Raw genomic sequence first — 26,006 nt, 5'->3', positions numbered from 1 at the left:
CAATCGTAGTAATAGCCGCAAGAAAATAAGTATTTAATAGTGTCGTATATGTGATACAATTGTAAGAGGTCTTTTGTAAAGGCTTCCAAGTGCCGGGGACGTTTTCCCCGGCTTTTATTTTACTTACTTATCAGTGTAGTTGGGTTATAAGTCAAAAAGTTGGGGAAAGCATGAGAGAACTTAGCATATTCATAGATGAATCAGGCAGCGATAACTTATCGGACTATTATTACATACTAACTATCGTACTTCATGACCAATCAAATAATTTAGATTATTCGATAAAACTTTACGAAAACTCACTTAAGCAAAAACACCTTCCTAATATACCCTTTCATGCTTCACCTCTTATGAACAAAAAAGATAATTATAAATGTTTGGATATGGTTATAAGAAAAAAATTATTGCAGTCGTTTAGAACATTCTTCAGACATGTTGATATTTGTTACCATACTTTTGTATACACAAACAGAAAATACGAATCAACAAGTCAATTGTCTGCTGCAATGCGCAAAGATTTAATTAATTTTTTATTCGACAATATGGCATATATGCAACAATATGAAAAAGTAAAAATATACTATGACAATGGTCAACAATCAATAGTTAATGCAATACACAAAGCAATGGAATATAGTTTGTCAAAAAATGCAACCATATACAGATACGCAAAACAATCACAGTATCGGCTAGCACAAATAGCAGATTACATTTGTATGATAGAACTTACAAAACTCAAATACGAAAATAAACGCATAACAAAGACAGACGAAAAATTTTTCGGTTCGTGGTCTGACTTTAAAAAAGGCATATTAAAAGAAACAAGGCATAAGGTTATTGGATAATCAATGCTCGCTAACTGCTAACCTTCTTAACTAACTTGCTAACTATCCAACTTGCTTGCTAACAATATTATGCGCCAAAGTAGGCGCAAACGTGTGAGACTGCTTCAACAAACGCGCGAGCCTCGTCAACTGTGTTGTAAACGCCAACAGAAGCGCGATTCGAAGCATACACGCCAAAATGACGGTGAATCGGCTGAGCACAATGGTGTCCGACGCGAATCGCAATGCCCTGCGCGTCCAAAAACTGTCCAACATCGTGCGGATGCACACCTTCAACTTCAAAAGCAACTGTGCCAATTCGCTGACTCAAATCAGTTGGACCCAAAACGCGAACTCTCGGAACGTCTTGCAATTTTAGCAATTCTGCAGCAATTTCCCGCTCATGCTCTGCAACTTTATTCATGCCCACCGCGCGCAACCAATCCGCTGCAACGCCAGCCGCAACCATTTGCGCAACCGGCTGAGTTCCAGCCTCAAAACGGTAAGGCGCATCCATGTATTGCGCCGGCTTGTTAAGCCACGCAAGCTCTACCATTGAGCCGCCAAAATTGGCAGGTGGAAGCGCGTTCAAAAGCTCGCGGCGACCATACAAGAATCCAACTCCCGTAGGTCCATACATTTTATGCGCACTAAATGCCGCAAAATCAACGTTTAAAGCGTGAAAATCAACCGGAATATGAGGCACTGACTGGCATGCGTCGAGCACAAAAATCGCACCAACTTCGTGAGCGCGCTTGCAAATCGACGAAACATCCGTAATCGCGCCAGTAACGTTGCTAATATGCGTAACTGCAACGATTTTCGTGCGCTCGTCAATAATTGTTCGCAAATAATCCGCGTCCGTGCGCACGCGGCCGTCCTCTGTTACGTCAATCCAACGAAGCTCCGCTCCAGTGCGAAGAGCCAGCTCTTGAAATGGTAGCAAAACAGAGTGATGATCTGCGCGAGATACGACTATTACATCGCCTTCTCGAAGCACAAAATTTTGGCGGAAATCAGCAGAATCATCGCTGTCTTTTTTGCAAATTCTCGCCTTCGCACTAGCGTTACCAATAGCAGTTGCGAGAAGATTAAGCGCGCCGGTCGCGCCCGGAGTAACAATAATTTCCTCGCTGCCAGCGTCCGCGCAAGCTCCAACGAGACGCGCAACTTTCGCACGCGCTTCTTCGAACGCAACCGTGGAAAGCGCCGCCAACTCATGCGCTCCCCTGTGCACACCAGCGTTAATTGTTTCGTAAAACTCTTTTTCGGCATCGATTACAACTTGCGGCTTTTGCGAAGTAGCTGCAGAATCCAAGTAAATCAAGGGTTTTCCGTGCACAGTATCGTGAAGCGAAGTGCCATGAACTGTGCGACTTAAAATCGGAAACTGCGAGCGCAAATCGCTAAATTCTCGCATAATATTTTCTTCAGTCACTGTAGTCATATTCTAAGCCGTTAGTTAAAACTATTATTTTATGAACCGCGCTTAAGCCAGCGCCGACTCTGTTGCACCTTCCGGCAAATACTTGTCGTAGCCTTCTTCTTCCAGCTCGTCCGCAAGCTCCGGTCCTGCCGTCTTTACAAAGTGACCTTGCGCAAAAACGTGCACAATATCCGGCTTAATATACTTGAGGATTCGCGTGTAATGTGTAACCATCATAATGCCCAAACCGGTGTTCTCTTTGGCGCGATTCACGCCTTCCGACACGATTCGAAGAGCGTCAACATCCAAGCCAGAATCAGTTTCGTCCAAAATTGCAAACTTTGGCTTCAAAAGCTCTAGTTGCAAAACTTCCGCGCGCTTCTTTTCGCCGCCAGAGAAGCCTTCGTTTACGGAACGAGACGCAAATTTTGGATCCATTCGAAGCTTTTTCATAGCCTCGCTAAGTTCTTTCACCCAGCTTCTTAAAGATGGAGCTTTGCCTTCGACTTCTGTTTTTGCAGTGCGAAGGAAGTTCGTCATAGACACGCCCGGTACTTCTACTGGGTATTGCATTGCGAGGAACAATCCCGCTTTCGCGCGCTCGTCAGGAGTCATTTTCAAAATATCTTCGCCGTCTAAAAGCACCTGGCCGGAATCGACTTCATACTTCGGGTGACCTGCCAAAGTGTAAGCAAGAGTAGACTTTCCAGATCCGTTAGGACCCATAATTGCGTGAGTTTCGCCAGAATTAACTGTAAGATTTACGCCTTTTAAGATTTGCTTGCGACCTTCTTTTGTTTCTACAGAAGCGTACAAATCCTTAATTTCCAAAGTTGACATGTTTTTCTCCTATTCTTCCGTTCTTGCAAGACGGCGCTCAATCGCCTTCATTAAGTGATCAACAATTTCCGGAACGCCAATTTCTTCAATAAGCTCGTTAAAGAATCCACGCACAACAAGCTTTCTGGCTTCAACCTCACTAACTCCGCGAGACTGCAGGTAGAAAAGCTCTTCGTCGTCAAATCGTCCAACTGAACTTGCATGACCCGCGCCAATAATATTGCCGTTTTCAATTTCCAAATTTGGCTCAGAATCGGCGATTGCGCCAGGAGTGAGCACCAAATTACGGTTCAACTCGTACGAATCTGTGCCAGGAGCTTCCGGCTTAATAAGCGCGTTTCCAACCCAAGTTGAATGCGCTCCCTTCCCTTCCAAGGCACCCTTGTACACTACTCTGGACTTGCATTCCGGATAATTGTGCACAACCATTGTGCGGTGCTCAACATGCTCGCCTGGATCCACAAAATACATGCCGAGCATGTTCAAATCACCCTGTTCGCCGCCAAAATCCTGATCCATGCGAATGCGCACAACATCTCCGCCAAGAGTGACCATCGTGTGGCGAAGCGAAGCTCCCTCACCAACGTGAATACGCTGATTTCCAACGTGTTTACTGCCCGAATCCCACTCTTGAATAAAGGTAGTAGAAACGTGCGCGTGCTTTCCGAGGATGATTTCCACACCTTCAGCAAGTTTTGCGCAGCCGGTATGTTCGATAATAATGTCAGCATTCGAGCGAGAATCCGCTTCGATTACTAAGTGCAATGCGTCAAGCGTATTAACATTATCACCCTGAATTTTCAGTACGATTGGCTTTTTGATTTCGCCAGATACGTGAAGCACGTATGCAGATTTCGCTGTATTCCACGCGACTGCAGCTACGCGATCAGACGGCTTCATATCGGTATGAGGAGCCTCGTTTTTCGGCTTTACTTGCAAACTTACGGAACCGTCGCTACCAACGTAAGAATCATCCAATGCAGCTCCACCAACACCTTCAAGAGTTACTTGAATACTATTAGATGGTTCAAAACGCTCGAAAAACTCGGAAATTCGCTCAACTGGAGTATATCGCCAATCTTCCTGCTTTCTAGTTGGAATCGCAAAATCTTCCACATTAAACGAGCGCACGGATTTATCTGCGCTAGAAGGCATTGCTGCAGGAACCGCATACGGATCATTAGGGTCTGCTATAGGAATAGTAATTTCTTTTTCCGTCATTTTATTGCCTAAATTCTCTTTTAAATCTTCGCTCATCAGCCCACGGATCCTTCCATTTGCAACTCAACTAAGCGATTCAACTCAAGCGCGTACTCCATTGGCAGCTCGCGGCTAATCGGCTCCACGAAGCCGCGAACAATCATGCCCATAGCCTCTTTTTCTTCAAGCCCTCGACTCATCAAATAGAAAAGCTGATCCTCCGAAACCTTGGAAACAGTGGCCTCGTGAGCCATCGAAACGTCATCTTCGCGCACGTCAACATGCGGATAAGTATCGGACCTGGAAAAATCGTCAACAAGCAAAGCATCGCACACAACAGACGAACTAGAGCCCTTCGCACCCTTAATAATCTTCACAAGACCGCGGTAAGCTGAACGTCCGCCGCCGCGCGAAATCGACTTAGCAACAATCGTAGAACTCGTGTGAGGAGCTAAATGAATCATCTTCGCACCAGTATCTTGATATTGTCCGCGGCCAGCAAAACTCAAAGACATAGTCTCCGCTTTTGCGTAAGGCTCGGCAAGAATACAAGCAGGATACTTCATAGTAGCTTTGGAACCGATGTTTCCGTCAACCCACTCCATTGTGCCGCCCTCGCGCACGTAAGCTCGCTGAGTTACCAAGTTATACACGTTATTTGACCAGTTTTGCACTGTTGTGTAACGCACACGCGCATGCTTTTCCACAACAATTTCAACGTTTGCAGCGTGAAGCGAATCCGTGGAATAAATTGGAGCCGTGCAACCTTCAACGTAATGCACATAAGAGCCTTCGTCCGCAATAATAAGCGTTCGCTCAAACTGACCCATGTTCGGCGTATTAATTCTAAAGTAAGCTTGAAGCGGAATATCCACGTGCACGCCTTTTGGAACATACACGAACGAGCCGCCACTCCAAGCCGCGGTGTTAAGAGCCGCAAACTTGTTGTCGTCAACAGGGATCACGGTTGCGAAATACTTTTTTACAAGCTCCGGATACTTTTGCACTGCCGTATCCGTGTCAACAAAAATCACGCCTTGAGCTGCCAAGTCTTCGCGAATCGAATTGTAAATAACTTCCGACTCGTACTGTGCTGCAACGCCTGAAACTAAGCGCTTTTTCTCCGCTTCCGGAATGCCTAAGCGATCGTAAGTTTTGCGAATATCTTCCGGCAAATCGTCCCAAGTTTTTGCTTGATCGTGAACCGGGCGCACGTAGTATTTAAAATCGTCAGCGTCAAAACCGCTTAAATCCACGCCCCAATCCGGCATTGGCTTTTGCAAAAACGCGCGGTAGCCTTGCAAGCGAAGATCTAGCATCCACTCCGGCTCGTTTTTATCGGCAGAAATTGCGCGAACAACCGACTCGTCAATACCCTTTTTTGCAGCCTCGCCTGCAGCGTCCGAATCGTGCCAGCCGTAATTGTAATCACCAAATTCAGCAACAATTTGCTCATCTTGGCGGATTTTCTCTTCGTTTACGCGAGCGCGATCTGCCACATACTGGCTCATTTCAACGTCTGCAGCTTTATTTTTTGCTAGATTACCATCGCTTGCTGCAACGCTTGTATCGCCAGTAACGCCAGTATCATTCATATTGCCAGTATCGCTCATAAAGCCTGTAACACCTCCATACTTAACGCACACCTGCGCGCGGTACGTATCAATTGGCAAAAGCTGCTCCCCAAGCGCTACTTTTGCACTCTCCCCACTCAATTATCACCTATCTAAGGTTACCTCGTAATGCGATTTCTTGGTATAGCCGTGTTACGCGCAAAACGTAATGTTTATCACAATCTAATAAAACAAAAACGGCAGAAACTTTACGCGCGTGTAAAGAAAAGATCGGTTGCGAATGAAAAAGCGGCAAAACTTAGGAAAACCCAGTCTTACCGCTTATTTCTATTTACTTAATTCTTACTTAAGCCTTACTTATCAGCCTTACTACTAGCAGCAGCTTCCTGATGTTCCAGTGCTGCCGCAACCAATCCAGCAAACAGTGGATGAGGCTTAGTTGGACGAGACTTAAACTCTGGATGAGCTTGAGTTGCTACGTAGAATGGGTGAGCTTCCTTTGGAAGCTCCACAAACTCAGTCAAATTACCATCTGGGCTTTGGCCGCTAATACGCAAGCCAGCTTCGCGCAAACGATCCTTATATGCCACGTTCACTTCGTAACGGTGACGATGACGCTCAGTAACATGCGTAGTGCCGTAAAGCTCAGCAACAATAGAACCTTCTTCAAGCATTGCAGGGTAAGAGCCAAGTCGCATTGTGTGACCCATATCTCCCTTACCAGCCACGATATCCTTCTGCTCTTCCATAGTCGCAATTACTGGATCGCCACAATCCTTCTCGAACTCAGTGGAATTAGCATCCTCAAGCCCAAGCACGTGACGAGCGTACTCAATAACCATAGATTGCAAGCCAAGGCAAAGACCAAGCGTTGGCAAACCATGCTCGCGAGCGTAACGAAGTGCGCCAATCTTACCTTCAATACCGCGAATGCCGAAGCCGCCTGGAATAACCATGCCGTCCATTTGGTCAAGAGCCGCAGCTGCACCTTCTTGAGTTTCGCACTTGTCGGCAGCAACCCAGCGCACATTCACCTTAGCCCAGTTTGCAAAACCGCCAGCTTTAATAGCCTCGGTAACAGAAAGGTAAGCATCCGGCAAATCAATATACTTTCCAACGATTGCAATGTTTAGCTCATGCTTTGGATGATGCACGCGCTCAAGCAAATCTTCCCACTCGTTCCAATCAACATCGTGGAATGGAAGCTCAAGCTCGCGAACAACGTAAGCGTCCAAGCCCTCGTTGAACAAAATCTTCGGCACATCGTAAATGCTTGGAGCGTCAACGCAGTTCACAACGCCTTCAGCATCGACATCACACATAAGCGAAATCTTGTCTTTAATAGCCTGATTAAGCGGACGATCGGAGCGCAAAACAAGCGCGTCTGGAGAAATACCAAGCTGACGCAGCATCATCACAGAATGCTGAGTTGGCTTAGTCTTCAACTCGTGCGCTGCAGCAATATAAGGTACCAAAGAAACGTGCACAAACATGCAGTTTTCAGGACCTAAATCGCGACGAACTTCGCGAGCAGCCTCCAAGAATGGCTGGGATTCAATATCGCCAACTGTGCCGCCGATTTCCGTAATAATCACGTCTACATCGTCGGAAGCTTGCGCGCGCATACGCGACTTAATCTCGCCAGTAATATGCGGAATAACTTGCACGCACTGACCCAAATATTCGCCAGCGCGCTCCTTACGAAGCACAGATTGATAAATCTGACCTGTAGTTACATTCGCTTTCTGACTTAAGAAAACATCGAGGAATCGCTCGTAATGACCAATATCGAGATCTGTTTCTGCACCATCTTCCGTAACATAGACTTCGCCATGCTGGAATGGGTTCATTGTACCCGGGTCAACATTGATATAAGGGTCGAGTTTTTGTTGTAATACATGCAATCCGCGACTGCGTAAAAGTCGACCTAAAGATGATGCTGTAAGGCCTTTTCCGAGGGACGAAACTACGCCACCTGTGACAAAAATATGCTTTGTAATATGCTCCTGAGAGTTACCATGTTGTCTTCTAACCATGGAACTCCATGGTATCTTCGAGCCTCGACGCTGGGTGTTGATTCGCAAAAAATCGAACAAAATCAAACAAGATGCGCAACAGCTTCCAAAGCGAGCTTATAGCCGTATAATCCCATGCCTGTAATAGTGCCGGTTGCAACAGGACTAATTACACTAATTTTACGAAAAGCATCGCGCGCAGCAGGATTAGAAATATGCACTTCCATGAGCGGAACTCCAGCATCCAAAACCATGTGAACAGCGTCCGCGAGCGCGTAACTGTAGTGTGTGAAAGCGGCAGGATTCATAACAACAGGCGTATGAGTATCTGCAGCTTCGTGCATCCAGTGAACCATTTGCGCTTCGTCGTCACTTTGGCGCACTTCTACTTCAAACCCAAGTTCCGCACCCCACTTTTCGCATTTCTCGCGCAAAGTTTCAAAGTTCTCACTACCGTACACGTCCGGCTGACGCACGCCTAAACGACCCAAATTCGGTCCGTTTACAACAAGCACTTTTTTTGTATGCTGATTTTCCATTTTTACCTCGCAAGATTAATTATTTTTGCTTATAAACGCGCTCAAAAGCTTCACGAACAGCTTCAATAGGCGGATTGTCTAAATGCATAGGATTAGAAATACCATCCAAAATTACGAAACGTAGCATGTTGCCGCGCGCTTTTTTGTCGCGATGCATAAGGTTAAGCACACACTCAAAAGCAGCATCCGCATCTTTGGCACACTGCCACGAAGTTGGCAATCCAAGCGAATCCAAAAGCGAACGATGATACGCAACGTCTCCCGCATCCAAATATCCTAAAATTTGCGCAAGCTCCGCCGCAAAAACCATGCCAACAGCTACAGCGTTTCCATGACGCCAACGGAAGTGCTCAATCTGCTCAATAGCGTGACCAAGCGTATGCCCGTAGTTCAAAAACTCGCGCAAACCCTGCTCTTTTAAATCGCTCGATACGTGATACGCCTTTACTTTAACTGTGCGTTCAATAAGCTCCACGAGCAGTTCATGAAGTTCGTTATTATTTTCTAAATCATCCCCATTAAATTCACGCAAAAGCCTTGCGTTATTGGCATCGCTAAGAATCTTCAAAATTTCGCCGTCGCGAATAAAACCAGATTTTGCAACCTCGCCCAAGCCTTCAATAAGAATATCGTTTGGAAGAGTTGCAAGCGTAGAAGTATCTGCTAAAACGCCAGCTGGAGTGTAAAAGCTGCCGACTAGATTCTTTCCAGCATCCGTATTAATACCAGTTTTACCGCCCGTAGACGCGTCAACCATCGCAAGAAGCGAAGTAGGGCAGTTTACATAGCGAATTCCACGCATCCAAGTTGCAGCAACAAATCCAGCGACATCCGTTGCTGCTCCTCCGCCTAAACCAACAATTGCATCCGAACGAGTAAAACCAGCTTCTGCCAGGTTAGCCCACAATCCACTTGCAACTTTAATAGTTTTTCCAGCTTCTGCATCCGGAATTAACATGTCGAAAACTTCGTAACCAGATTGGCGCAAAATAGTTCGAGCTTTGTCGCTATGACGCTGAACAGGTTGCGTGTGAACTAACGCCACTTTAACTGGCTTAGTTCCAAGCATTTGCGGCAGAAGTTGCATTGCACCGTCGCCAATTCGCACATCGTATGGTTCAATTCCTTCACCTGTTACGTGCACAATACGTTGCATAATCATGCTCCTTAATTTTTCTGCAGCCATATACGGAGTCGAACCTTTTGTTTGCATGTGGATATTCGATACCGCTCTAAAAACAGGGTCTCTCTGCTCAAATAATTCCATCCAACGCTTTTGCGCGTCTTCTCCAGAAAACATAGGACGATTATTATTCCAGCTTGCGCGCTCAATAGCCTCTTTAGCATTGGCTTGCAAATACACAACGCGACCGCCACAGCGCATATACTCACGCAAAACTTTTTGAGTTTCTTCACGCATAGGCGCACCGCCACCAAGCGAAACTATTCCTTTTGTAGAATCTTCTATAGGTGTATCTCCCAAAATTGCCTCTCGCACTATGCGAGCTTCTATTTTACGAAAAGCATCCTGGCCATATTCCTCGAAATATTGCGGTATTGACATATCAATATCGCACTCGATCATGTCATCTGTATCATAAAAAGGCAGATTCATAAGATGCGCAACTTCGCGGCCAACGCGCGTTTTTCCAGCAGCAGGCATGCCAATAATAACAGCTAGCGGAAGTTTAGTGTTGCTCATTTCATATTCTCCGGCCAGGAAGCTACGTAAGACTCCACATTTCGGCGCGTTTCTTGCAAAGAATCTCCGCCGAATTTTTCCAAAGCATACTTCGCTAAAGTAAGCCTTACCATTGCTTCTGCAACTACAGAAGCAGCTGGCACAGCAGTGAAATCGGAGCGCTGATTAATAGCTTGAGCAGCTTCACCAGTAAGCACATCCACTGTGCGCAAAGCGCGTGGAATAGACGGAATTGGCTTCATCGCAGCGCGCACGCGAATAATTTCGCCGTTCGACATTCCGCCTTCAATTCCTCCAGCTCGATTAGTAAGACGCTTAATTTTCCCGTTTTCGTCTGTTACCATTTCGTCGTGCGCGGCCGATCCGGGGCAATCTGCTTCTGCAAAACCGTCGCCAATTTCCACGCCTTTAATAGCCTGAATTCCCATAATCGCGCTCGCGAGAGCCGCATCCAAGCGACGATCCGACTCAACGTATGTGCCAACTCCTGCAGGCATGCCATAAGCAAGCACTTCCACTACTCCACCGAGCGTATCTGCATTTGCTTTTGCTTCGTCGATGCGAGCCATCATTCGCGCTTGCGCATCTTTGTCGAGAGTGCGAACTGGAGAAGCATCCAAAGCAGCAACATCATCTGGTGTTGGTAAAGCTAAACTTTTGTTAGTGTATTCGCCGCCGATGCCGATAACATGCGCAACTGTGCGCACGCCTAAAGCTTGCTGTAAAAACGCATCAGCAATAGCACCCAAAGCAACGCGCGAAGCTGTTTCCCTAGCACTCGAACGCTCTAAAACTTCGCGAGCATCATTAAAACCATACTTGCGCATACCAGTTAAATCCGCATGCCCTGGACGAGGGCGGCTCAAAGGAGCATTTCTGCCAACTTGCTCAACCTCGTGATCCAAAGGATCTGCACTCATTACTTCGGTCCACTTTGGCCACTCTGTATTCGCGATTTCTACAGCAATCGGAGAACCAAGCGTTACGCCGTGGCGAACTCCAGTTAAAAGACGCACTTTGTCTTGCTCAAACTTCATACGCGCGCCACGACCATAACCAAGGCGACGGCGAGCAAGTGCCGAAACTACATCATTGCTAGTAATGCGCACGCCAGCCGGCAAACCTTCAATCATGGCTACTAATGCTTCACCGTGCGACTCCCCTGCCGTTTGCCATCTAAGCATGCCATTTCTCCATTCTCAAGTAATTTACGCGTCTAAATACTTTACTCTACTAACTACCAAGTATTGAGCAGGTTGTTATTGACAGCAATGCTGCGAGTATTGCAGATATTGCTTCTACTGGTACGAATGGTATTGATGCGTTGATTGGCGAGCAGATTTTGCAGTAAATTTTCCATAGCAAAAGCCAAAGTAAGCCAACTGCTCCAACTAAAGCGAACCAGTAAATTAAGCAGTAAAAGCCGAATAATACCAAGGCTTGCGCAATCATTGACGCGCTCGTAACATCTCCGAAACCAATAGCATTTTTTGCGGAAATTTTTCGTATACTCCAGTAAATTGCAAAAATAATTACGCAAGAAATCCAGCCGAAAATAAGCACGCTAATATTTCTAAACAAAATAATCGAATATATGAGATTCGCAAAAGATTGAAAAATTCCTGCAATAACAACCCAAAGTCTTGGCACTACGCGACTTTTTATGTCTGTTGCGCAAACTGAAATTAAACATGTGAGCGTTGGCAGCACCGATAGTATCGTAATAATTAATTGCTTCATTAAAGCAGATTACGAAAACTTGCGAAACTGTTACAACCTCAAAACATATATGTGGTTAAAAGCTATATTTTTATTTAACAGTTTAGTTGCCTTCAGGATTGTTGCGCTTGTACTCGTCGCGGAATTTCAAAAAGTCGTCTTTGTTATCCGCAAACTTCGTTTCACCAGTTTTCAAATTCGTGGTGACGAAGTAAAGCCATGGACCATCTTGAGGCTTAATGGTTGCAAGCAACGCGCTGTCGCCAGCAATGCCAATAGGCGTAGGGGTCAAACCCTTATGAATACGTGTATTATACGGATTATTTGCATCGTCAAGCATTGCTTGCGTGAGTTTAATAGGTTTTACTCCTGCGCCGTAACCAACAGTAGAATCCATTCCTAACGACATATCTTTTGCCAAACGGTTCAGTATTACGCGAATAACTTTGCCATAATATTCGCGATTATTCACTTCAGCTTCGGCAATAGACGCCATAATTAAGGCTTTTTCTCTATCTTTACCTTTAGGAATTCCAAGAGAATCAAGTTTTTCAATACGCTTTTTTACCATTGCGGAAAGAATAGCATCCGCACTTTTCATAGCTTTTACGTTATAAACTCCAGGCTCTAGCCAGCCTTCAACACTACCGTTTGCTTCAGCAGGCAGAATTCCTGCAGCACCATCAGCTAACGCAGCCTTGAATTTATCTAAACTTATTCCAGATAATGTTGAAGCTTTTTGCAAAACGTCTGCTGCGTGATCCCCTGCACGAACTTCAAGGAATCCGCCTGCTTTTGTTTGATCTGAAAGAATATCAACTACATCAATAGCAGCCATATGTTTTTTCAGTGAGTAAACGCCAGGATACAAAATTTTATTATTTGCAGAAACAGCTGAAGTGAATGCAGCTTGCGATTTAACAACATTTGCCTTAACTAATTTGTTGGCAACGCTAATAGCACCCTCGCCGGTGTCAATAGTAAACTCAACCGTTCCAAAGCCTGGACCTGGCCAGTCTGCAACCGACTCGCTATTTTGAGATAATTTCCACGCGCGAACCGCACTGTATCCAAAATATCCAACAACAGCTAATACGAATACGAGCAGAATAGATAAAACGACTTTTGCTCTACGCCTGCGTTTTTTTGCTTCAAGACGAGCTTTAGCACGTTTTCTGGAGCTAACAGTCGAAGACTTGTATTTAGAAGAATTAGATGATTCTGACGACAGCTCGCCATCATGCTCAGTCCACTTTGCATGTTTGTCAAAAAATTCATCAAAATTGTCAGACACGCTATTCTCCTCTTCGCTATTTCTGCTTTTACTCGATTTTCAAAACTACTCTGCATTATTTGCGTCAAGCGCAGACTGCAAAATCAACACTGCCGACTGCTGATCTACCATTGGACGATGCTTTTTAGTAGAAAGATCCGCTTGCAAAAGCTGACGATGAGCACTTACTGTTGTCAGACGCTCATCTTTCCAAACTACTTCTGGCATATAATCCAACGTCCAATCTTTTTCGTCATGCAATATTTGCATGCGTTTTATTAGATTCTTCCCCCAGCGCAGAGCTTTTTTAGCAGATTTTCCTTCAGTGCCATCGAGTTGCAAAGGCAAGCCTATAACAACTTTTTCTACATTGTTATCTTCAATAACTTCAAGCACTTCATCTATAGCATGGAAGGAATCTCCAAACACTTGCACATTACCAATAGGATGTGCAAAGGTGAGACCAGGGTCGGAAAGTGCAAGTCCGACCCTTGCGTCACCTAAATCAATACCTAACCACACCATATTTCGTGTTGCTTTTGGTATAGATTCGTAAATTTTTAAGCTGTAAAACACGCACTAGGCGAGCTTAGCTACTTCTGATTTCGCAGCTTCGAGAGCTTCATCAAGCTTAGAAGCATCTGTACCACCGCCCTGAGCGAAGTCTGGCTTGCCGCCACCGCCGCCACCAAGCACCTTGGAAGCAGTACGAACCAAGTCGCCAGCCTTAGCGCCAAGACCGCGAGCAGCTTCGTTTGTAGCTACTGCAATCATTGGTCGATCGTCTTCATTAACACCAGCAAGTGCAACAACCACTGGAGCATCTTCACCTAAACGAGCACGAATATCTAGGACTGTCTTGCGCAAAGCATCGAATGAGCCAAAGTTGCCAACATTCTTAAGAGCCAACTTAACTTTTTCGTTACTATTCTTTGCTTCATCAACTAATGTTGGTACAGCTTCATTTAATTGAGCTTCGTAAACAGAAGCAAGCTTACGATCAGAATCCTTCATCTTGTTAAGCAAAGATTCCAAACGTTCAGCTAACTCGTCTGGGCGAGCATTAACCATGTCTGCTAATTGCGCAACCAAAGTGTGCTCGCGGGCGCCATACTCGTACGCTGCCTCGCCGCAAAGAGCGTCAATACGGCGAACGCCAGAGCCAATAGAAGACTCGGAAAGAATTGTAACCATACCAATCTTTCCGGTGCTCTTAGCGTGAGTGCCACCGCAAAGCTCGCGGCTCCAACCGTCGCCGATTTCAACCACGCGCACAACATCGCCGTACTTTTCGCCGAACAAGTGCATTGCTCCAAGCTTAAAAGCATCGTCGATTGGCATTTCCTTAGGAACAACCTGCAAATCGTCGCGAATACGCTCGTTTACGCGAGCTTCAACGCGAGAAAGCGCATCCTTATCAACAGCCTTTGGCCACTGGAAGTCGAAGCGCAAGCGGTCTGGATCAACCACGGAACCGCGCTGAGTTGCCTGAGGACCAAGCTCTTCTCGCAAAGCCTTGTGAAGAGTATGAGTAGCGGTGTGAGAACGTGCCAAAGCAGCCCTGCGAACCTGGTCAATATTCGTGTTTACAGGAGCGCCAACGTTAAGCGTTCCTTCAGTCAAACGGCAGCTGTGAACAATCAAATCCTTGATTGGACGCTGAACGTCGTCAACTTCCAAAATTGCGCCGTCGTCGGAAATAATCTCACCCTGGTCAGCAATCTGACCGCCGCGCTCAGCGTAGAATGGCGTGCGGTCGAGAATAATCTCAACGTTTGCAGGAGCGCTAACGCTTTTAACAGAGCCCTTACCTGCTTCAACAATTGCCAAAACGTTAGAACGGCTGGAGAAGTCAGTGTAGCCAAGGAAGTCAATTGGCTTTTCAAGAGCCTTCTTAATATCGTCGTAAACGCTAACGTCCACGTTGTGGCGCTTCTTCAAAGCATCAGCGCGAGCGCGACCTTTCTGCTCGCTCATAAGCTCGCGGAACTTAGCTTCGTCGACCTTGACACCCTGCTCAGCTGCCATCTCAAGAGTAAGCTCAATTGGGAAGCCGTAAGTATCGTGCAAAGTAAACGCGTCTGCGCCGCCAACTATAGGGTCGTCACTTTTCTCTTTCTTAGCTTTTTCAACAGCAAAATCGAGAATAGTCGTGCCCTTTTCAAGAGTGCGACGGAAAGCATCCTCTTCACCGTAAGCAGCTTCGCTAACCTCGTGGAAAGTATCGTTAAGCTCCGGATAGCTTGGCTCCATAGCAGACTTAGAAACTGGGAACAAGGTTGGCAAAACTGGATCTTGCACGCCAAGCATACGCATTGCGCGAACAGTTCTGCGAAGAAGACGGCGAAGCACGTATCCGCGGCCAACATTGCTTGGACGCACGCCATCGCTCATAATCATCAAAGCGGAACGCACGTGATCTGCTACAACGCGGAAACGAACATCCGCATCAGCGTTGCTGCCATACTTTACGCCACTAAGCTTTTCTGCCGCTTCAATAACTGGGTAAACTTCATCGGTTTCGTAAATGTTTTCCTTGCCTTGCATAAGGTAAGCCAAACGCTCCAAACCAGCGCCTGTATCAATATTCTTTTGATCGAGTTCGCCAGCAATATGCAAATCAGTCTTAGATTTGACGTTATCTACCTGGTAATTTTCAAAAACCAAATCCCAAATCTCAATAAAACGAGATTCGTCGGCAGCAGGACCGCCGTCACGACCATATTTAGGACCGCGATCCACGTAGATTTCAGAGCATGGGCCGCCAGGACCAGGGCCGCCGGTAGTCCAGAAGTTATCTTCCATACCGAAAACTTGCATATGCTCTGGGTCGAAGCCTTCGTTCTTCCAAATTGCGCGGGCTTCATCGTCGTCAGTATAAGTAGTAACCCAAAGCTTTTCTGGGTCGAAACCGTAGCCGCCCTTATCTTGAGGAGTTGTCAAAAGCTCCCAAGCGTAGTGAATAGCTTCCTCTTTAAAATAATCGCCAAACGAGAAGTTACCAACCATCTGGAAGAAGGTGCCGTGACGAGTAGTCTTACCAACTTCGTCAATATCTAGAGTGCGAACGCACTTCTGATTCGAAGCCATACGACGCGAAGGAGGCGTCTGCTCACCAAGCAAGTAAGGAATAAACGGCACCATGCCGGCAATAGTAAACAATGTTGTTGGGTTCGGCGAAATAAGAGAAGCCGAAGGAACAACCATATGACCATTCTTAGCAAAATAGTCAAGATAACGCTTTGCAATTTCTGCTGTGCGCATACGTACGAACTCCTTGTGTAATTTTTAGCAAGACCCACGCAAACTGTCACAAATAACCGTCACAAACAAAAGCCACATGCAACGCTCACACGAAATCGTGCCGCATGACGCACGACGCAATCATGCAAACATTCAATATAGTACTTCAATACTTAACTTAACTAAACTTAGCAAAGTAACGAAATTATGAAAAACTCGTTTTTTATTTAAAATTCCCTATTTCTACGATTAGCATAACGAGAATTAAGCTCAGCTTCATGCTCTTTACGGCTAGTATTGAAATCTTTAAACAATCCCATTACTGTGCGCAATGTGATATTTTTCGGTTCCTTATCAAATATAAAACGACTAGCAGAAGACGGCATTTTTGCTTTAACATATGCACGAGCCTTCGTAACTGTAAGAACACCAATTACAATGCCAACAAACATCCAAAATAAACGCTTGAACATTACTCCCCCCTGCTTGCATTCTTAGTTGCATTCTTATCAGAGGATTCTTTTGAAGCGTTACTATTGGCACTATTCTTGTCTGTTGGCACAGTCGGCTTATTGAAGAAAGAAGAAACAGTATCTTTTAGAGCGTAACCGGCAGCTGCAATTTTTACGAGCGGTTTTCCAAGGAAAGCACCATACAAATCAGTAAGAGCACCAATATTCGTAACAGTTGTGCGCGTAGCTCCTGAAACAGCGTTTACATCGTCAAGAGTCTTATTAACTTGCTTAATCGTCGTCACAGACTCGTCAATTGCAGGCATCGCATGCTCACCCGACTCTTTGACAGTTTTCGCAATCTGATCGAACAACTTGCCCAATCTAATTAGCGGATAAATCAAAAAACCCGAAAGCACAGTAAACGCAATCGCGGCAATAAGAGCAGCTATGTCTCCAACGCTCATCGTAACCTCTTTCTGTACCATTTTTGCTTAAGACTTCACCGCGCTGAAAGCTAATACAATAGCAAATCAGACTACAGTTAAAACCATTCGCAATGACTTAAGACTAACGAACGGTAACGACGCATATAACAAAGTTAAAAAGTAGAATCTACTCGTTGTAGCCTTGGATAGTAATAGCGTTATCAATAGGTTTAGTAGTGTCAAAATCGAGCCTAGTTACGCTTCCGTTTGCCGGGCGCTCGCTTAAATCGTAACCTGCAGGCGCAAAACGGTGCATAAGACTTAGCAAAGTGTTGCCATGCGAAATTTGCAAAACATTATCTCCATCGTTAAGCAAAGAATTTGAAGCGATTAACGCAAAACCGTCTTCTACGCGAGTCCAATATTCGATATCTGACTCGGCATCGTGGAAAGGATCCGCTTCTTTAAGCATGTCACGAGTGGCTGCAAGCCCAAATTTTTCAACGATTTCGTTATAAGTGTGAGCTCCGTGAGGTGCTCCTGCAGCCCACCAAGCCATTTGCATATCTTGACCTTCAAAATAGCCGTAACATTGCTCGCGAAAATGCATGTCGCTTACAAGCGTCGGGCGCACGTTACCGGCAGATTCATTTGCATCGAGAATACGTTGTGCTGTGATTTGCGCACGAGTAGTATCCGAACAATAAGCTGCAGCAAAAGCAATATTTTCTAGCTTTTTTGCGGCCGTGTCCGCATCTTTCAAACCTTTTTCAGTAAGTGGAGAATTTGACCAGCCTTGCAGTCGATTATAGCGATTAAATAGCGTCTGACCGTGACGCACTAAATAAAGATGCAGCAACATAACTCCATTATTGCACTACGCGGTACATAACTGTCGAAAACACCAAACAAACCGATGAAATCGACAAAAACGCATTGACCCCTGCCACGCGAATGCGCAACAGGGGTCAAGCGGTATGTCCTTAAGAATTAAATCGGCGAATTAACGAGCGTAGTATTCGACGACGTACTGAATGTTGACTTCAACTGGAATCTGATCGACTTCCGGCTTACGAGTCAAAGTAGCCTTCAAAGAGGCAAGATTCACATCGAGGTAACCAGGAACTGCTGGCAAAACGTCGCGATGAACGCCTTCTGCAGCCATCTGGAATGGAACCATGGTCTGGCTCTTGGCACGAACCTGAATGGTCTGACCTGGCTTCACACGGTAAGATGGGCGATCGACAAGATTGCCATCAACCAAAATATGACGATGTACAACAAACTGACGAGCCTGGGCGGTGGTGCGAGCAAAGCCTGCACGCAAAACCAAAGCATCAAGACGAGTTTCCAAATCGGTGAGCATTGCGTCACCGGTCTGGCCTGCAGTGTGCGTACCCTTCTCGTAAGCAGCACGAAGCTGCTTCTCGGAGATGCCGTACTGAGCGCGAAGACGCTGCTTCTCGCGAAGACGTACTGCGTAATCGGACTCGGTGCGACGACGAGTGCGACCGTGCTCACCTGGAGCATATGGACGCTTCTCGAAGATACGCTGAGCCTTTGGGGTTAAAGCGATGCCGAGGGCGCGAGAAAGACGCACCTGACGGCGAGAACGCTGAATATTAGTCATAACTAATCCTTTAATTCTGTCGTTATCTGAACGGAACGTGAGCCAAAATTTTAAGCATTCGTTAAAATACTTAAAAATTACTCACGCTGAGCCGGCCTCTCCAGTGCTTCTTCGTGCTAACACACGAACGCGTAAGTATTAAAACGTTGAAATAACGCCATAACTACCGCGCGCCGACCCACTGATGGGCTAAGGCTCCAGATGATGCTTACACAAAATAGGCATCGTTTCTGATTCTACACACCCGTAAGAATAAATTAGCGAAGGGAGCCAGCATCCATTGTGTATTTGCGATCCGCACATCGAGCAGCCTCAACATCGTGAGTTACCATGAGCACTGCCACACCATTTTTTGCAGCCTCGCGCAACATTTTCACAACTATGCGAGTATGCTCTACATCCAAATCGCCAGTAGGCTCGTCAAGAATAAGAAGCTTTGGATTGTTTATTAGCGCGCGCACAATCATTACGCGACGCATTTCACCACCCGAAAGCTCATTTGGGTAGCACCACAGTAAATCTTCAATATGCAATTGCTTGCAAAGTTCTAACGCGCGAGTCTCGTTTAAATCTTCGCTTACTTCAGACTTACTTACTTCAGCCTTACTTACTTCAGCCTTACTTATTCCAGACTTACTTACTTCACAAGCACTAGCTGCAATTTGCACAGGTAAAAGTATGTTGTCATGCACAGTAAGATTTTGTAAAAGCGTCTGCGATTGCGTCACAAAACCTATATCACATGCGCGCAAACGAGACATTTTTGCATCACTAAAAGTGCGTTCAGAAATCTCTTCGCCGCAAACTTTTACACTTCCATGCGTTGGCTTCAATAACCCAGCAATCAAATTTAGTAAAGTAGATTTTCCATTACCTGACTTTCCAACGATTGCCACAAAATCGCCGCTATTTAGCGCAAAACTCACGTTATTTACTGCAAAAAATTTGTGTTTTCTGCGCATAAATTCGCGAGTTACACGAGTAAGCTCAACAACAGGTAAAATATCAAACTCATTACTTGGCAGTTTTTGACTCTTATCTTCCATACTTACTCACCTGACCTAAGTGTCAAATACGTTTCGCGCATAGCAATGCGCAATGTGGTAAGCGCTGAAGCTACAACAACTGCAACAAGCGCAAGTAGCACAGACGCTAACATAAGCACTGCTACTGGTAGCGCAGTCACTTCCAAATACGGAAGCTGCAATTGTTCAGAAATAAGAGAACTGTAAGGGAACAATATAAGACTTGCAGACGCAACACCCAATACTCCACCAACTAAGCCAAGTATCGCAGATTCCCTAACGACAACGCCTAAAAGCATATTTCTTGTTGTGCCAAGTATGCGAAGAGAAGCAAACTCTTTTTTGCGCTCGTTTACAGATGTTGAAAACACTGCAACTAAAACTAGCAATCCAACTAGCCAGCACGCAGCAATTATAAAAGTCAACGTGCGAGTAAAAACACCAAGATTAGCTTGCGTAGTTGCTGTAATTCCGCCCGGAAAAACTATGCCAATGCTTGAAAGACCAGTTGTTTTGCGAATATTTTTTGCAACTTCTTGCGCGCTGTAACCCTTTTGTACTTTTACAAGTACTGCAGAAACTGCTTTTTTAGCATATTCCTTTGGAATAGCAGTGTGCCCTACTTTCGTTGAATACTCAACTACTTGCGGCACACTTTCGCGTCGCACAAACACTGAATTATCAATGCTTGTGCCGGTTTTTGCAAGCTGTGCAGCTACAGGCCATTGGTGTCCAAAAAGACGAACAGTATTCATATAAGACACGATTACATTTGCGCCAGCAATCATCTCGCCTTTTTGTAACTTCTGCTTATGTTGAGAATAAATCCAAGGACCTATAACAAAATCAGAATCGGGATCAAAACCAATAATTTGCAATTTTTCAGCGCAACATCCTGCAGAAAGCGAAGAAATATACGTTTGTACACTCGCCTTTTGCACACCCGGAGAGCGTCTTACTAAATTCTCAATATCGTTAGTGAAATAAAAAGTGCTTGAACCACTGTTTGTAAGCAACGCTTCTGCTTTAGTGTGCGTACCTTGAGGGATAACCATAATATCAGCTCCCATGCGTTCTCGCATACTGTTCAAACCGCGTTCAAGATTCATAGAAATCAGCGAGCCGCCGAAAAATATTGCAGACAAGCACGCAGATACAACAATAAGTGCAGCAGTGCGCAATGGCTTGCGTCTAAGATTTTCCAGCGGCAATCGCTTTAGCGTAATAGTGCGCATAATTTTGCTTTATTAAGCTTTTCGAACTATTTGAACTATTAATCTTCTTTATTATCCAAATACACGGAAGCAGCCGCGAACACCAATGCGAGCACAGACAGAACAATCAGCGTTGGGCGCATAACTGATGCACAATGCATCATTGGGCTCTTGCACACGCCAATAAGGAATGTTGTAACAGCAATCATAAGTAAAGCGTTCACAACTACAGCAATATTTAAACCAATGCGAACATTTTCTTTAACAAATAACGCAATAATTCCAAGTACTGCAATAACTAAGCCGATTCCAACAGCTGCACGACCTGTGTAGTAGCATGCCATAGGTTGCATCATCATATGCATTTTGTGCATGCCTCCGGTTGAGCATGGCTTTGCAAACGTCAATGGTGCAATGGCAATAAGCAAGCCGAAAATAATTGCAGGAATTGATGCGAATAATTTGTTTTTCATAATTTATACCTCATTAAATGTATGTTTTTATTTTTTAGTGTCACATTTTCGTTAATGCAACACGCTTCTCAGCGCTCACACCAGCAAACGCCACGTCCTTGTTAAAAATTTATCTTACATTAAAGTGCATAAATAAAAGATTTTACAATTTTTCGATTGGTGCAACTCTAAGCATTAGTCGCTTTACTCCATCGGAGCCGAAATCGACTGTAATAATTGAGTTTCTGCCCTTATCTTGCGTTGCTAACACGGTTCCTAAGCCGTAAGTATCGTGAGTAATTTTGTCGCCAACTTGGAAGTCTTGAATATTTAGATGATTGTCTTTATTCATAACTGCAGAAGTTGAACCAACTTTTGTTGCGCTTGTTGAAGTCGCAGTTTTTGCAGTAACTTTGCGCGTTTTTACTGCACTTGACTTAGACCAATTCGATTTAGAATAAGACGAGCCGTAAGAAGAACCGTAAGACGAGCCGTAAGACTTGCTATAAGACTTTTCGTAAGAGGAGCTGTAAGAACTCGAGCCATACGATTTATTTCTTCCGTAAGACTTAGAGCCATGCGATTTTTCAGAACCGTAAATGCTTCCACCATAAGTTGTTTTTTCACTAAACGCATCGCTATAATCGTCATCCCAGCCGCCAAAATCACTATCAAAATCGCTATCGAAATCATCGCCACGCCTAGACGAAGCGCCCCAACGCTCAACATCAGACTCTCTGCGCTTCCAATCAATCAAATTATCTGGAATCTCATCCAAAAACTGGCTTGGAAGCATATCTTGAGCCTGCCCCCATTGCGCACGAACAGCAGCACGAGTAACATACAAACGCTGCTTAGCTCGAGTAATACCAACATAAGCAAGACGACGCTCCTCGCAAAGCTCGCCATCGTCTTCCAAAGCGCGAGAATGCGGAAAAGTTCCCTGCTCCATGCCAGTTAGGAACACAACCGGATACTCCAAGCCCTTAGCCGTGTGAAGCGTCATCAACGTAACTTTACCAGTGTCCTCATTTTCATCCGGCAATTGATCCGAATCAGCCACAAGCGCTGTCGTTTCAAGGAATCCAGCAACACTAGCATCCGGCGTATTCTGCTCATACTCAGCTGCAACCGACTGCAATTGCGACAAATTATCCACGCGAGCGGCATCTTGAGGATCTTCAGAACGTTGCAAATCCTCCAGCAAACCACTGTCGTTCAGTATGCTGTCAATAACTTTAGAAGGTTTCGAGTCATCGTTTTGCATACAAGTAATTAAATTGTGCATAAGCTCGCGGAACTCTTTAAGCTTGGTTGCAGTGCGAGTTGGCATGCCTTCGATTGACTCCAAATGCTCCAAAGCTTGCCAGAAGCTAACTCCTTGTGTTTGAGCGTAAAGCGTTAGCAAAGCCTCCGCACGCGCTCCAAGCCCACGCTTAGGCACATTCAAAATTCGGCGCATATTCACATCGTCATCTGGGTTTGCCATAGATTGCAAGTATGCGAGCGCATCTTTTACTTCGCGACGCTCGTAAAACTTCGTGCCGCCAACAAGTTGATACGGAAGACCTGCTTTAACGAGCGCATCTTCCAGCGAACGAGACTGTGCATTAGCGCGATACATAATCGCCATATCCGAATAAGCAACGCCCTCTTCACCTGCTAATCGCGCTATTTCTTGCGCAACCCAAGCTGCTTCCTGTTGAGCACTGTCTGCTGCATAACCAGTAATTGGAGTGCCCTTACCTAATGCCGTCCACAATTTTTTAGGCTTTCGTCCTTGATTATGCGAAATAACTGCATTTGCAGCATCCAAAATAGTTTGCGTAGAGCGATAATTTTGCTCAAGCATAATAGTTGTAGCGTTTGGGAAATCTTTTTCAAAGTCTTGAATATTGCGAATATCTGCTCCGCGGAAAGCGTAAATCGACTGGTCGGAGTCGCCTACAACTGTGATTGATGCAGGAGTGTTATTTTGCTGAGATGGATTTGCACTATTTTGCTTTACATCCACTCCAGCAAGCTCGCGAATAAGCTCGTATTGAGCGTGATTCGTATCCTGATACTCGTCTATAAGAATATAGCGGAACTTACGTCGGTAATATTGCGCAGCTTCTGGTACTTCGCGCATGAGTTGCACAGTTCGCATAATTAAATCGTCAAAATCAACCGCATTTGCTTGAGATAAACGATGCTGATATTCCGCATAAATAGTTGCGTAGACAGCTTCAGAATTGCCAGCGTGCGCAATTTGTTGACCTGCAACACCAGGCTTGTAATCGTTAGCATACATGTCTAGTTGCTCACGCCAAGTGATTAAACTATTTTTGCAATCCGAAATCTTGCCCAAAATGCTGCGTGGCGTAAAACGCTTAATATCAACGTTAAGCTCTGTTGCAATAATTTTTACTAATCGCTCGCAATCGGAAGTATCGTAAATAGAAAAGCCTGATTTTAAGCCAATATACTGTCCTGATCTGCGAAGTATTTTCACACATGCAGAGTGGAACGTCGAAACCCACATAGTATTTGCTTCGCTACCAATAAGTTTGCTTAAACGTTCACGCATTTCGGCAGCTGCTTTGTTTGTAAAAGTGATGGCAAGAATTTGGCTTGGCCAGGCACCTTTTTGGCTTAATATCCAAGCTATTCTTCGCGTAAGAACTCGCGTTTTGCCGCTTCCAGCTCCTGCTCCAATAAGCAGTGCCGGTCCGTCGTATTGGACTGCTTGAGATTGTTGCGGATTTAAGCCGTCGAGTAGTTTTTGCGCGTCAACTGCAACTCTAGAATGTGCGGAATTTTGAGAATATTCTTGAGATTCTTGAGGAAGCAGTTCTTGTTGGGCAAGAGCTTCTTGTTGGGAAGGCACTGATTCTTGAGGAGGCACTGATTCTTGATCAGACGCATATTCTTGCTGCGTAAAATCAGGCTCTTTAGCATAAGCGTCAGCATACTCGTCGTAACTGTAGTTGGCATAATCATTCACATCCGCAACATTCTCGTAAAAACTATCGTCAGAATCGAACGAATCAACTGGATTCCCCAACAAATCACTTACATATCCGTAATCGCTATCTTTTGCACTCATATTTGCATTCATACTTGCGCCCATACTTACGCTCATACTTGTACTCCATTAATTCCGCCAATTACCTACGTTTTAGCTTCAGCAATAAAACGCCCCCACGTTTTAATTGCGCACGTATTTAATCAGGTTTACCACATGCTGCAGTCGTTTTTACTCGTATTGTGTCACGAACTTGGGTATGCTTGAGCGTACTGCAATGTAATTGTTCGTAAGAAGGGGCGCATCGTGCAAGAACTGGAAGAACGCATTCTCCAAGATGGTATCGTAAAACCAGGCAATGTATTAAAAGTAGACGCTTTTTTGAACCACCAGTGCGATGTGAATTTATTTGATCATATGGGAGCCGCTTGGGCTGAGCATTTCCGCGACGCAAATATTACTAAGATTCTTACAATTGAGGCTTCTGGTATTGGAATCGCATGTGTTGCAGCACGCCATTTTGGTGGAGTTCCTGTGGTTTTTGCAAAGAAAGCTCAGTCGATTAATCTCGATGGCGACCAATACGTATCTACGGTATTTTCTTTTACAAAGCAGCGCGAGTTTCCGGTGATTGTGTCACGTAAGTATTTAAGTGCGGAAGATCGCGTGCTTATTTTGGATGATTTTTTGGCGAACGGCAAAGCTTTGCAAGGATTAATCGACATTTGCAATCATGCTGGAGCTAGCGTTGCAGGCATTGGAATCGCTATCGAAAAGGGCTTCCAAGGTGGTGGAGATGCGCTTCGTGAAGCCGGATATGACTTGGATTCGCTGGCAATTGTTGATGCGATGGATCCTGTTGACGGCTCGATTTCGTTCCGTAAGTAGCGCTCCGACCTGCTTTCGCGCTTAGAGCGTAGCGCGCGAAAGTAACTCGGAGCGGAAACTCGCTAAAGTTGGAAGTCCAGTGGACTTCCAACGCGAGTTTCGTAGCGAGCTTATTCCTCACGGCTATTGGTAGCCGTTCGGCTGATTTGGCATGTGAAGCACACCGTGCTTCACAATTGAGCCAAATCACGCTTTGAAGGAGCTTGAAATCCCAATGATTTCAAGCTCGGTCAAAGCGCTGCGCGAGCGTCCTTCGCTCAGTGCGAAAAATCTCAAATCTCTACCACACTGGTATTCGTGCAACTAAAGTCACGAAATTAAGCTGCGGTTTGGTGTGTGATATGTATGCCCGGTGTGGTGTGTGCAGCAGCATTAATGATAGCGTTCGCTAATCAACAAGTAATCACTTTTCACAAAAACATAAACTCACTGAAGTAAGTCTAATTGTGAAGGAAACGAGAAAAATTTTTCGCAAATGGTAATTTTGTCGAAAAATACGATAAAGTAGTCCGGTTGGTATACTTCAACACGTATTGCAACAAACAATTGATTAGG

General features: G+C 45.1%; 22 protein-coding genes. 2 read left to right on the top strand and 20 right to left on the bottom strand.

The annotated features are described in order from the left end of the window. Positions 1-170 precede the first annotated feature (170 nt). Positions 171-845: a DUF3800 domain-containing protein gene (locus A5295_RS01840; RefSeq protein WP_064621561.1), complete on the top strand. Its 675-nt coding sequence runs from the start codon at positions 171-173 to the stop codon at positions 843-845. 67 nt (positions 846-912) lie between these two features. On the opposite strand, the gene A5295_RS01835 is transcribed toward A5295_RS01840, so the two are convergent. The 20 genes from A5295_RS01835 to A5295_RS01740 form a co-directional block, all read right to left on the bottom strand. Beyond that, positions 913-2,244, bottom strand: coding sequence for a SufS family cysteine desulfurase (locus tag A5295_RS01835; protein ID WP_064621563.1), 1,332 nt, complete (start codon positions 2,242-2,244; stop codon positions 913-915). A gap of 69 nt (positions 2,245-2,313) precedes the next feature. After that, positions 2,314-3,090, bottom strand: coding sequence for a Fe-S cluster assembly ATPase SufC (sufC, locus tag A5295_RS01830; protein ID WP_004110671.1), 777 nt, complete (start codon positions 3,088-3,090; stop codon positions 2,314-2,316). Positions 3,091-3,099: 9 nt separating this feature from the next. Next, positions 3,100-4,347, bottom strand: coding sequence for a Fe-S cluster assembly protein SufD (gene sufD, locus A5295_RS01825; protein ID WP_064621560.1), 1,248 nt, complete (start codon positions 4,345-4,347; stop codon positions 3,100-3,102). Then, positions 4,347-5,885 (bottom strand): Fe-S cluster assembly protein SufB, encoded by a 1,539-nt coding sequence (sufB, locus tag A5295_RS01820; RefSeq protein ID WP_049762345.1) that lies wholly within the window; start codon positions 5,883-5,885, stop codon positions 4,347-4,349. Before sufB ends, sufD begins: the two co-directional genes overlap by 1 nt. Before the next feature lie 332 nt (positions 5,886-6,217). Beyond that, the gene (locus tag A5295_RS01815; protein WP_012913898.1) at positions 6,218-7,900 is read right to left on the bottom strand and encodes a CTP synthase; all 1,683 of its coding nucleotides are present in this window, start codon (positions 7,898-7,900) and stop codon (positions 6,218-6,220) included. A gap of 62 nt (positions 7,901-7,962) precedes the next feature. Beyond that, the gene (gene aroQ, locus A5295_RS01810; protein WP_064621559.1) at positions 7,963-8,418 is read right to left on the bottom strand and encodes a type II 3-dehydroquinate dehydratase; all 456 of its coding nucleotides are present in this window, start codon (positions 8,416-8,418) and stop codon (positions 7,963-7,965) included. 19 nt (positions 8,419-8,437) lie between these two features. Further along, a complete protein-coding gene (locus A5295_RS01805) occupies positions 8,438-10,120 on the bottom strand; it encodes a bifunctional shikimate kinase/3-dehydroquinate synthase (protein WP_064621558.1) in 1,683 nt (560 codons plus the stop codon). Continuing rightward, entirely contained in the window at positions 10,117-11,304 is a 1,188-nt protein-coding gene (gene aroC / locus A5295_RS01800) for a chorismate synthase (RefSeq protein WP_064621557.1), read from the bottom strand. The genes A5295_RS01805 and aroC overlap by 4 nt, the downstream gene beginning before the upstream one ends. 49 nt (positions 11,305-11,353) lie before the next feature. Continuing rightward, complete coding sequence (locus tag A5295_RS01795) at positions 11,354-11,860, bottom strand: hypothetical protein (RefSeq protein WP_064621556.1); 507 nt, start codon at positions 11,858-11,860, stop codon at positions 11,354-11,356. 82 nt (positions 11,861-11,942) lie between these two features. Then, positions 11,943-13,133, bottom strand: coding sequence for an endolytic transglycosylase MltG (gene mltG / locus A5295_RS01790; protein WP_064621555.1), 1,191 nt, complete (start codon positions 13,131-13,133; stop codon positions 11,943-11,945). Between the two features lie 45 nt (positions 13,134-13,178). After that, on the bottom strand, positions 13,179-13,637 hold the full coding sequence (ruvX, locus tag A5295_RS01785; protein WP_064621554.1) for a Holliday junction resolvase RuvX: 459 nt from the start codon (positions 13,635-13,637) through the stop codon (positions 13,179-13,181). Between the two features lie 54 nt (positions 13,638-13,691). Further along, positions 13,692-16,376, bottom strand: coding sequence for an alanine--tRNA ligase (alaS, locus tag A5295_RS01780; RefSeq protein WP_064621553.1), 2,685 nt, complete (start codon positions 16,374-16,376; stop codon positions 13,692-13,694). A 206-nt stretch (positions 16,377-16,582) separates the two neighbouring features. Then, positions 16,583-16,828, bottom strand: a complete 246-nt coding sequence (locus tag A5295_RS01775; RefSeq protein ID WP_064621552.1) for a hypothetical protein — start codon at positions 16,826-16,828, stop codon at positions 16,583-16,585. Then, positions 16,828-17,274 (bottom strand): DUF948 domain-containing protein, encoded by a 447-nt coding sequence (locus tag A5295_RS01770; protein ID WP_004110334.1) that lies wholly within the window; start codon positions 17,272-17,274, stop codon positions 16,828-16,830. The genes A5295_RS01775 and A5295_RS01770 overlap by 1 nt, the downstream gene beginning before the upstream one ends. Positions 17,275-17,422: 148 nt before the next feature. Further along, positions 17,423-18,097, bottom strand: coding sequence for a histidine phosphatase family protein (locus A5295_RS01765; RefSeq protein ID WP_064621551.1), 675 nt, complete (start codon positions 18,095-18,097; stop codon positions 17,423-17,425). A 141-nt stretch (positions 18,098-18,238) separates the two neighbouring features. Next, the gene (gene rpsD / locus A5295_RS01760; protein ID WP_004105277.1) at positions 18,239-18,865 is read right to left on the bottom strand and encodes a 30S ribosomal protein S4; all 627 of its coding nucleotides are present in this window, start codon (positions 18,863-18,865) and stop codon (positions 18,239-18,241) included. 257 nt (positions 18,866-19,122) lie between these two features. Next, entirely contained in the window at positions 19,123-19,911 is a 789-nt protein-coding gene (locus tag A5295_RS01755; RefSeq protein WP_064621550.1) for an ABC transporter ATP-binding protein, read from the bottom strand. A gap of 2 nt (positions 19,912-19,913) precedes the next feature. Further along, a complete protein-coding gene (locus A5295_RS01750; protein ID WP_064621549.1) occupies positions 19,914-21,125 on the bottom strand; it encodes an FtsX-like permease family protein in 1,212 nt (403 codons plus the stop codon). A gap of 38 nt (positions 21,126-21,163) precedes the next feature. Further along, the gene (locus A5295_RS01745) at positions 21,164-21,577 is read right to left on the bottom strand and encodes a DUF4418 family protein (protein ID WP_064621548.1); all 414 of its coding nucleotides are present in this window, start codon (positions 21,575-21,577) and stop codon (positions 21,164-21,166) included. Between the two features lie 142 nt (positions 21,578-21,719). Then, positions 21,720-24,680, bottom strand: coding sequence for an ATP-dependent helicase (locus tag A5295_RS01740; RefSeq protein WP_064621547.1), 2,961 nt, complete (start codon positions 24,678-24,680; stop codon positions 21,720-21,722). Between the two features lie 189 nt (positions 24,681-24,869). Between A5295_RS01740 and A5295_RS01735 the strand changes: the two genes are divergently transcribed. Next, positions 24,870-25,451 carry a xanthine phosphoribosyltransferase gene (locus tag A5295_RS01735; RefSeq protein WP_004110321.1) on the top strand — a complete coding sequence of 194 codons (582 nt, stop codon included), beginning with the start codon at positions 24,870-24,872 and terminating at the stop codon, positions 25,449-25,451. The last annotated feature ends 555 nt before the right edge of the window (positions 25,452-26,006 follow it).

Origin of the sequence: Gardnerella sp. 26-12, from assembly GCF_001660745.1 — a bacterium.
In the GTDB taxonomy this organism is placed as follows: Bacteria; Actinomycetota; Actinomycetes; order Actinomycetales; family Bifidobacteriaceae; genus Bifidobacterium; species Bifidobacterium swidsinskii.
This window is presented reverse-complemented; position numbering and strand designations above follow the sequence as displayed.

Excerpts from the sequence above, each read along its gene's own strand:
- sufB (WP_049762345.1), bottom strand. The coding sequence starts at position 5,885 with ATGAATGATACTGGCGTTACTGGCGATACAAGCGTTGCAGCAAGCGAT.
- A5295_RS01750 (WP_064621549.1), bottom strand. The coding sequence starts at position 21,125 with ATGCGCACTATTACGCTAAAGCGATTGCCGCTGGAAAATCTTAGACGC.
- A5295_RS01840 (WP_064621561.1), top strand. The coding sequence starts at position 171 with ATGAGAGAACTTAGCATATTCATAGATGAATCAGGCAGCGATAACTTA.
- aroC (WP_064621557.1), bottom strand. The coding sequence starts at position 11,304 with ATGCTTAGATGGCAAACGGCAGGGGAGTCGCACGGTGAAGCATTAGTA.
- A5295_RS01805 (WP_064621558.1), bottom strand. The coding sequence starts at position 10,120 with ATGAGCAACACTAAACTTCCGCTAGCTGTTATTATTGGCATGCCTGCT.
- A5295_RS01815 (WP_012913898.1), bottom strand. The coding sequence starts at position 7,900 with ATGGTTAGAAGACAACATGGTAACTCTCAGGAGCATATTACAAAGCAT.
- A5295_RS01765 (WP_064621551.1), bottom strand. The coding sequence starts at position 18,097 with ATGTTGCTGCATCTTTATTTAGTGCGTCACGGTCAGACGCTATTTAAT.
- sufC (WP_004110671.1), bottom strand. The coding sequence starts at position 3,090 with ATGTCAACTTTGGAAATTAAGGATTTGTACGCTTCTGTAGAAACAAAA.
- A5295_RS01835 (WP_064621563.1), bottom strand. The coding sequence starts at position 2,244 with ATGCGAGAATTTAGCGATTTGCGCTCGCAGTTTCCGATTTTAAGTCGC.
- aroQ (WP_064621559.1), bottom strand. The coding sequence starts at position 8,418 with ATGGAAAATCAGCATACAAAAAAAGTGCTTGTTGTAAACGGACCGAAT.
- A5295_RS01795 (WP_064621556.1), bottom strand. The coding sequence starts at position 11,860 with ATGAAGCAATTAATTATTACGATACTATCGGTGCTGCCAACGCTCACA.
- rpsD (WP_004105277.1), bottom strand. The coding sequence starts at position 18,865 with ATGACTAATATTCAGCGTTCTCGCCGTCAGGTGCGTCTTTCTCGCGCC.
- A5295_RS01775 (WP_064621552.1), bottom strand. The coding sequence starts at position 16,828 with ATGTTCAAGCGTTTATTTTGGATGTTTGTTGGCATTGTAATTGGTGTT.
- A5295_RS01745 (WP_064621548.1), bottom strand. The coding sequence starts at position 21,577 with ATGAAAAACAAATTATTCGCATCAATTCCTGCAATTATTTTCGGCTTG.
- A5295_RS01740 (WP_064621547.1), bottom strand. The coding sequence starts at position 24,680 with ATGAGCGTAAGTATGGGCGCAAGTATGAATGCAAATATGAGTGCAAAA.
- A5295_RS01770 (WP_004110334.1), bottom strand. The coding sequence starts at position 17,274 with ATGAGCGTTGGAGACATAGCTGCTCTTATTGCCGCGATTGCGTTTACT.
- alaS (WP_064621553.1), bottom strand. The coding sequence starts at position 16,376 with ATGCGCACAGCAGAAATTGCAAAGCGTTATCTTGACTATTTTGCTAAG.
- ruvX (WP_064621554.1), bottom strand. The coding sequence starts at position 13,637 with ATGGTGTGGTTAGGTATTGATTTAGGTGACGCAAGGGTCGGACTTGCA.
- sufD (WP_064621560.1), bottom strand. The coding sequence starts at position 4,347 with ATGAGCGAAGATTTAAAAGAGAATTTAGGCAATAAAATGACGGAAAAA.
- A5295_RS01755 (WP_064621550.1), bottom strand. The coding sequence starts at position 19,911 with ATGGAAGATAAGAGTCAAAAACTGCCAAGTAATGAGTTTGATATTTTA.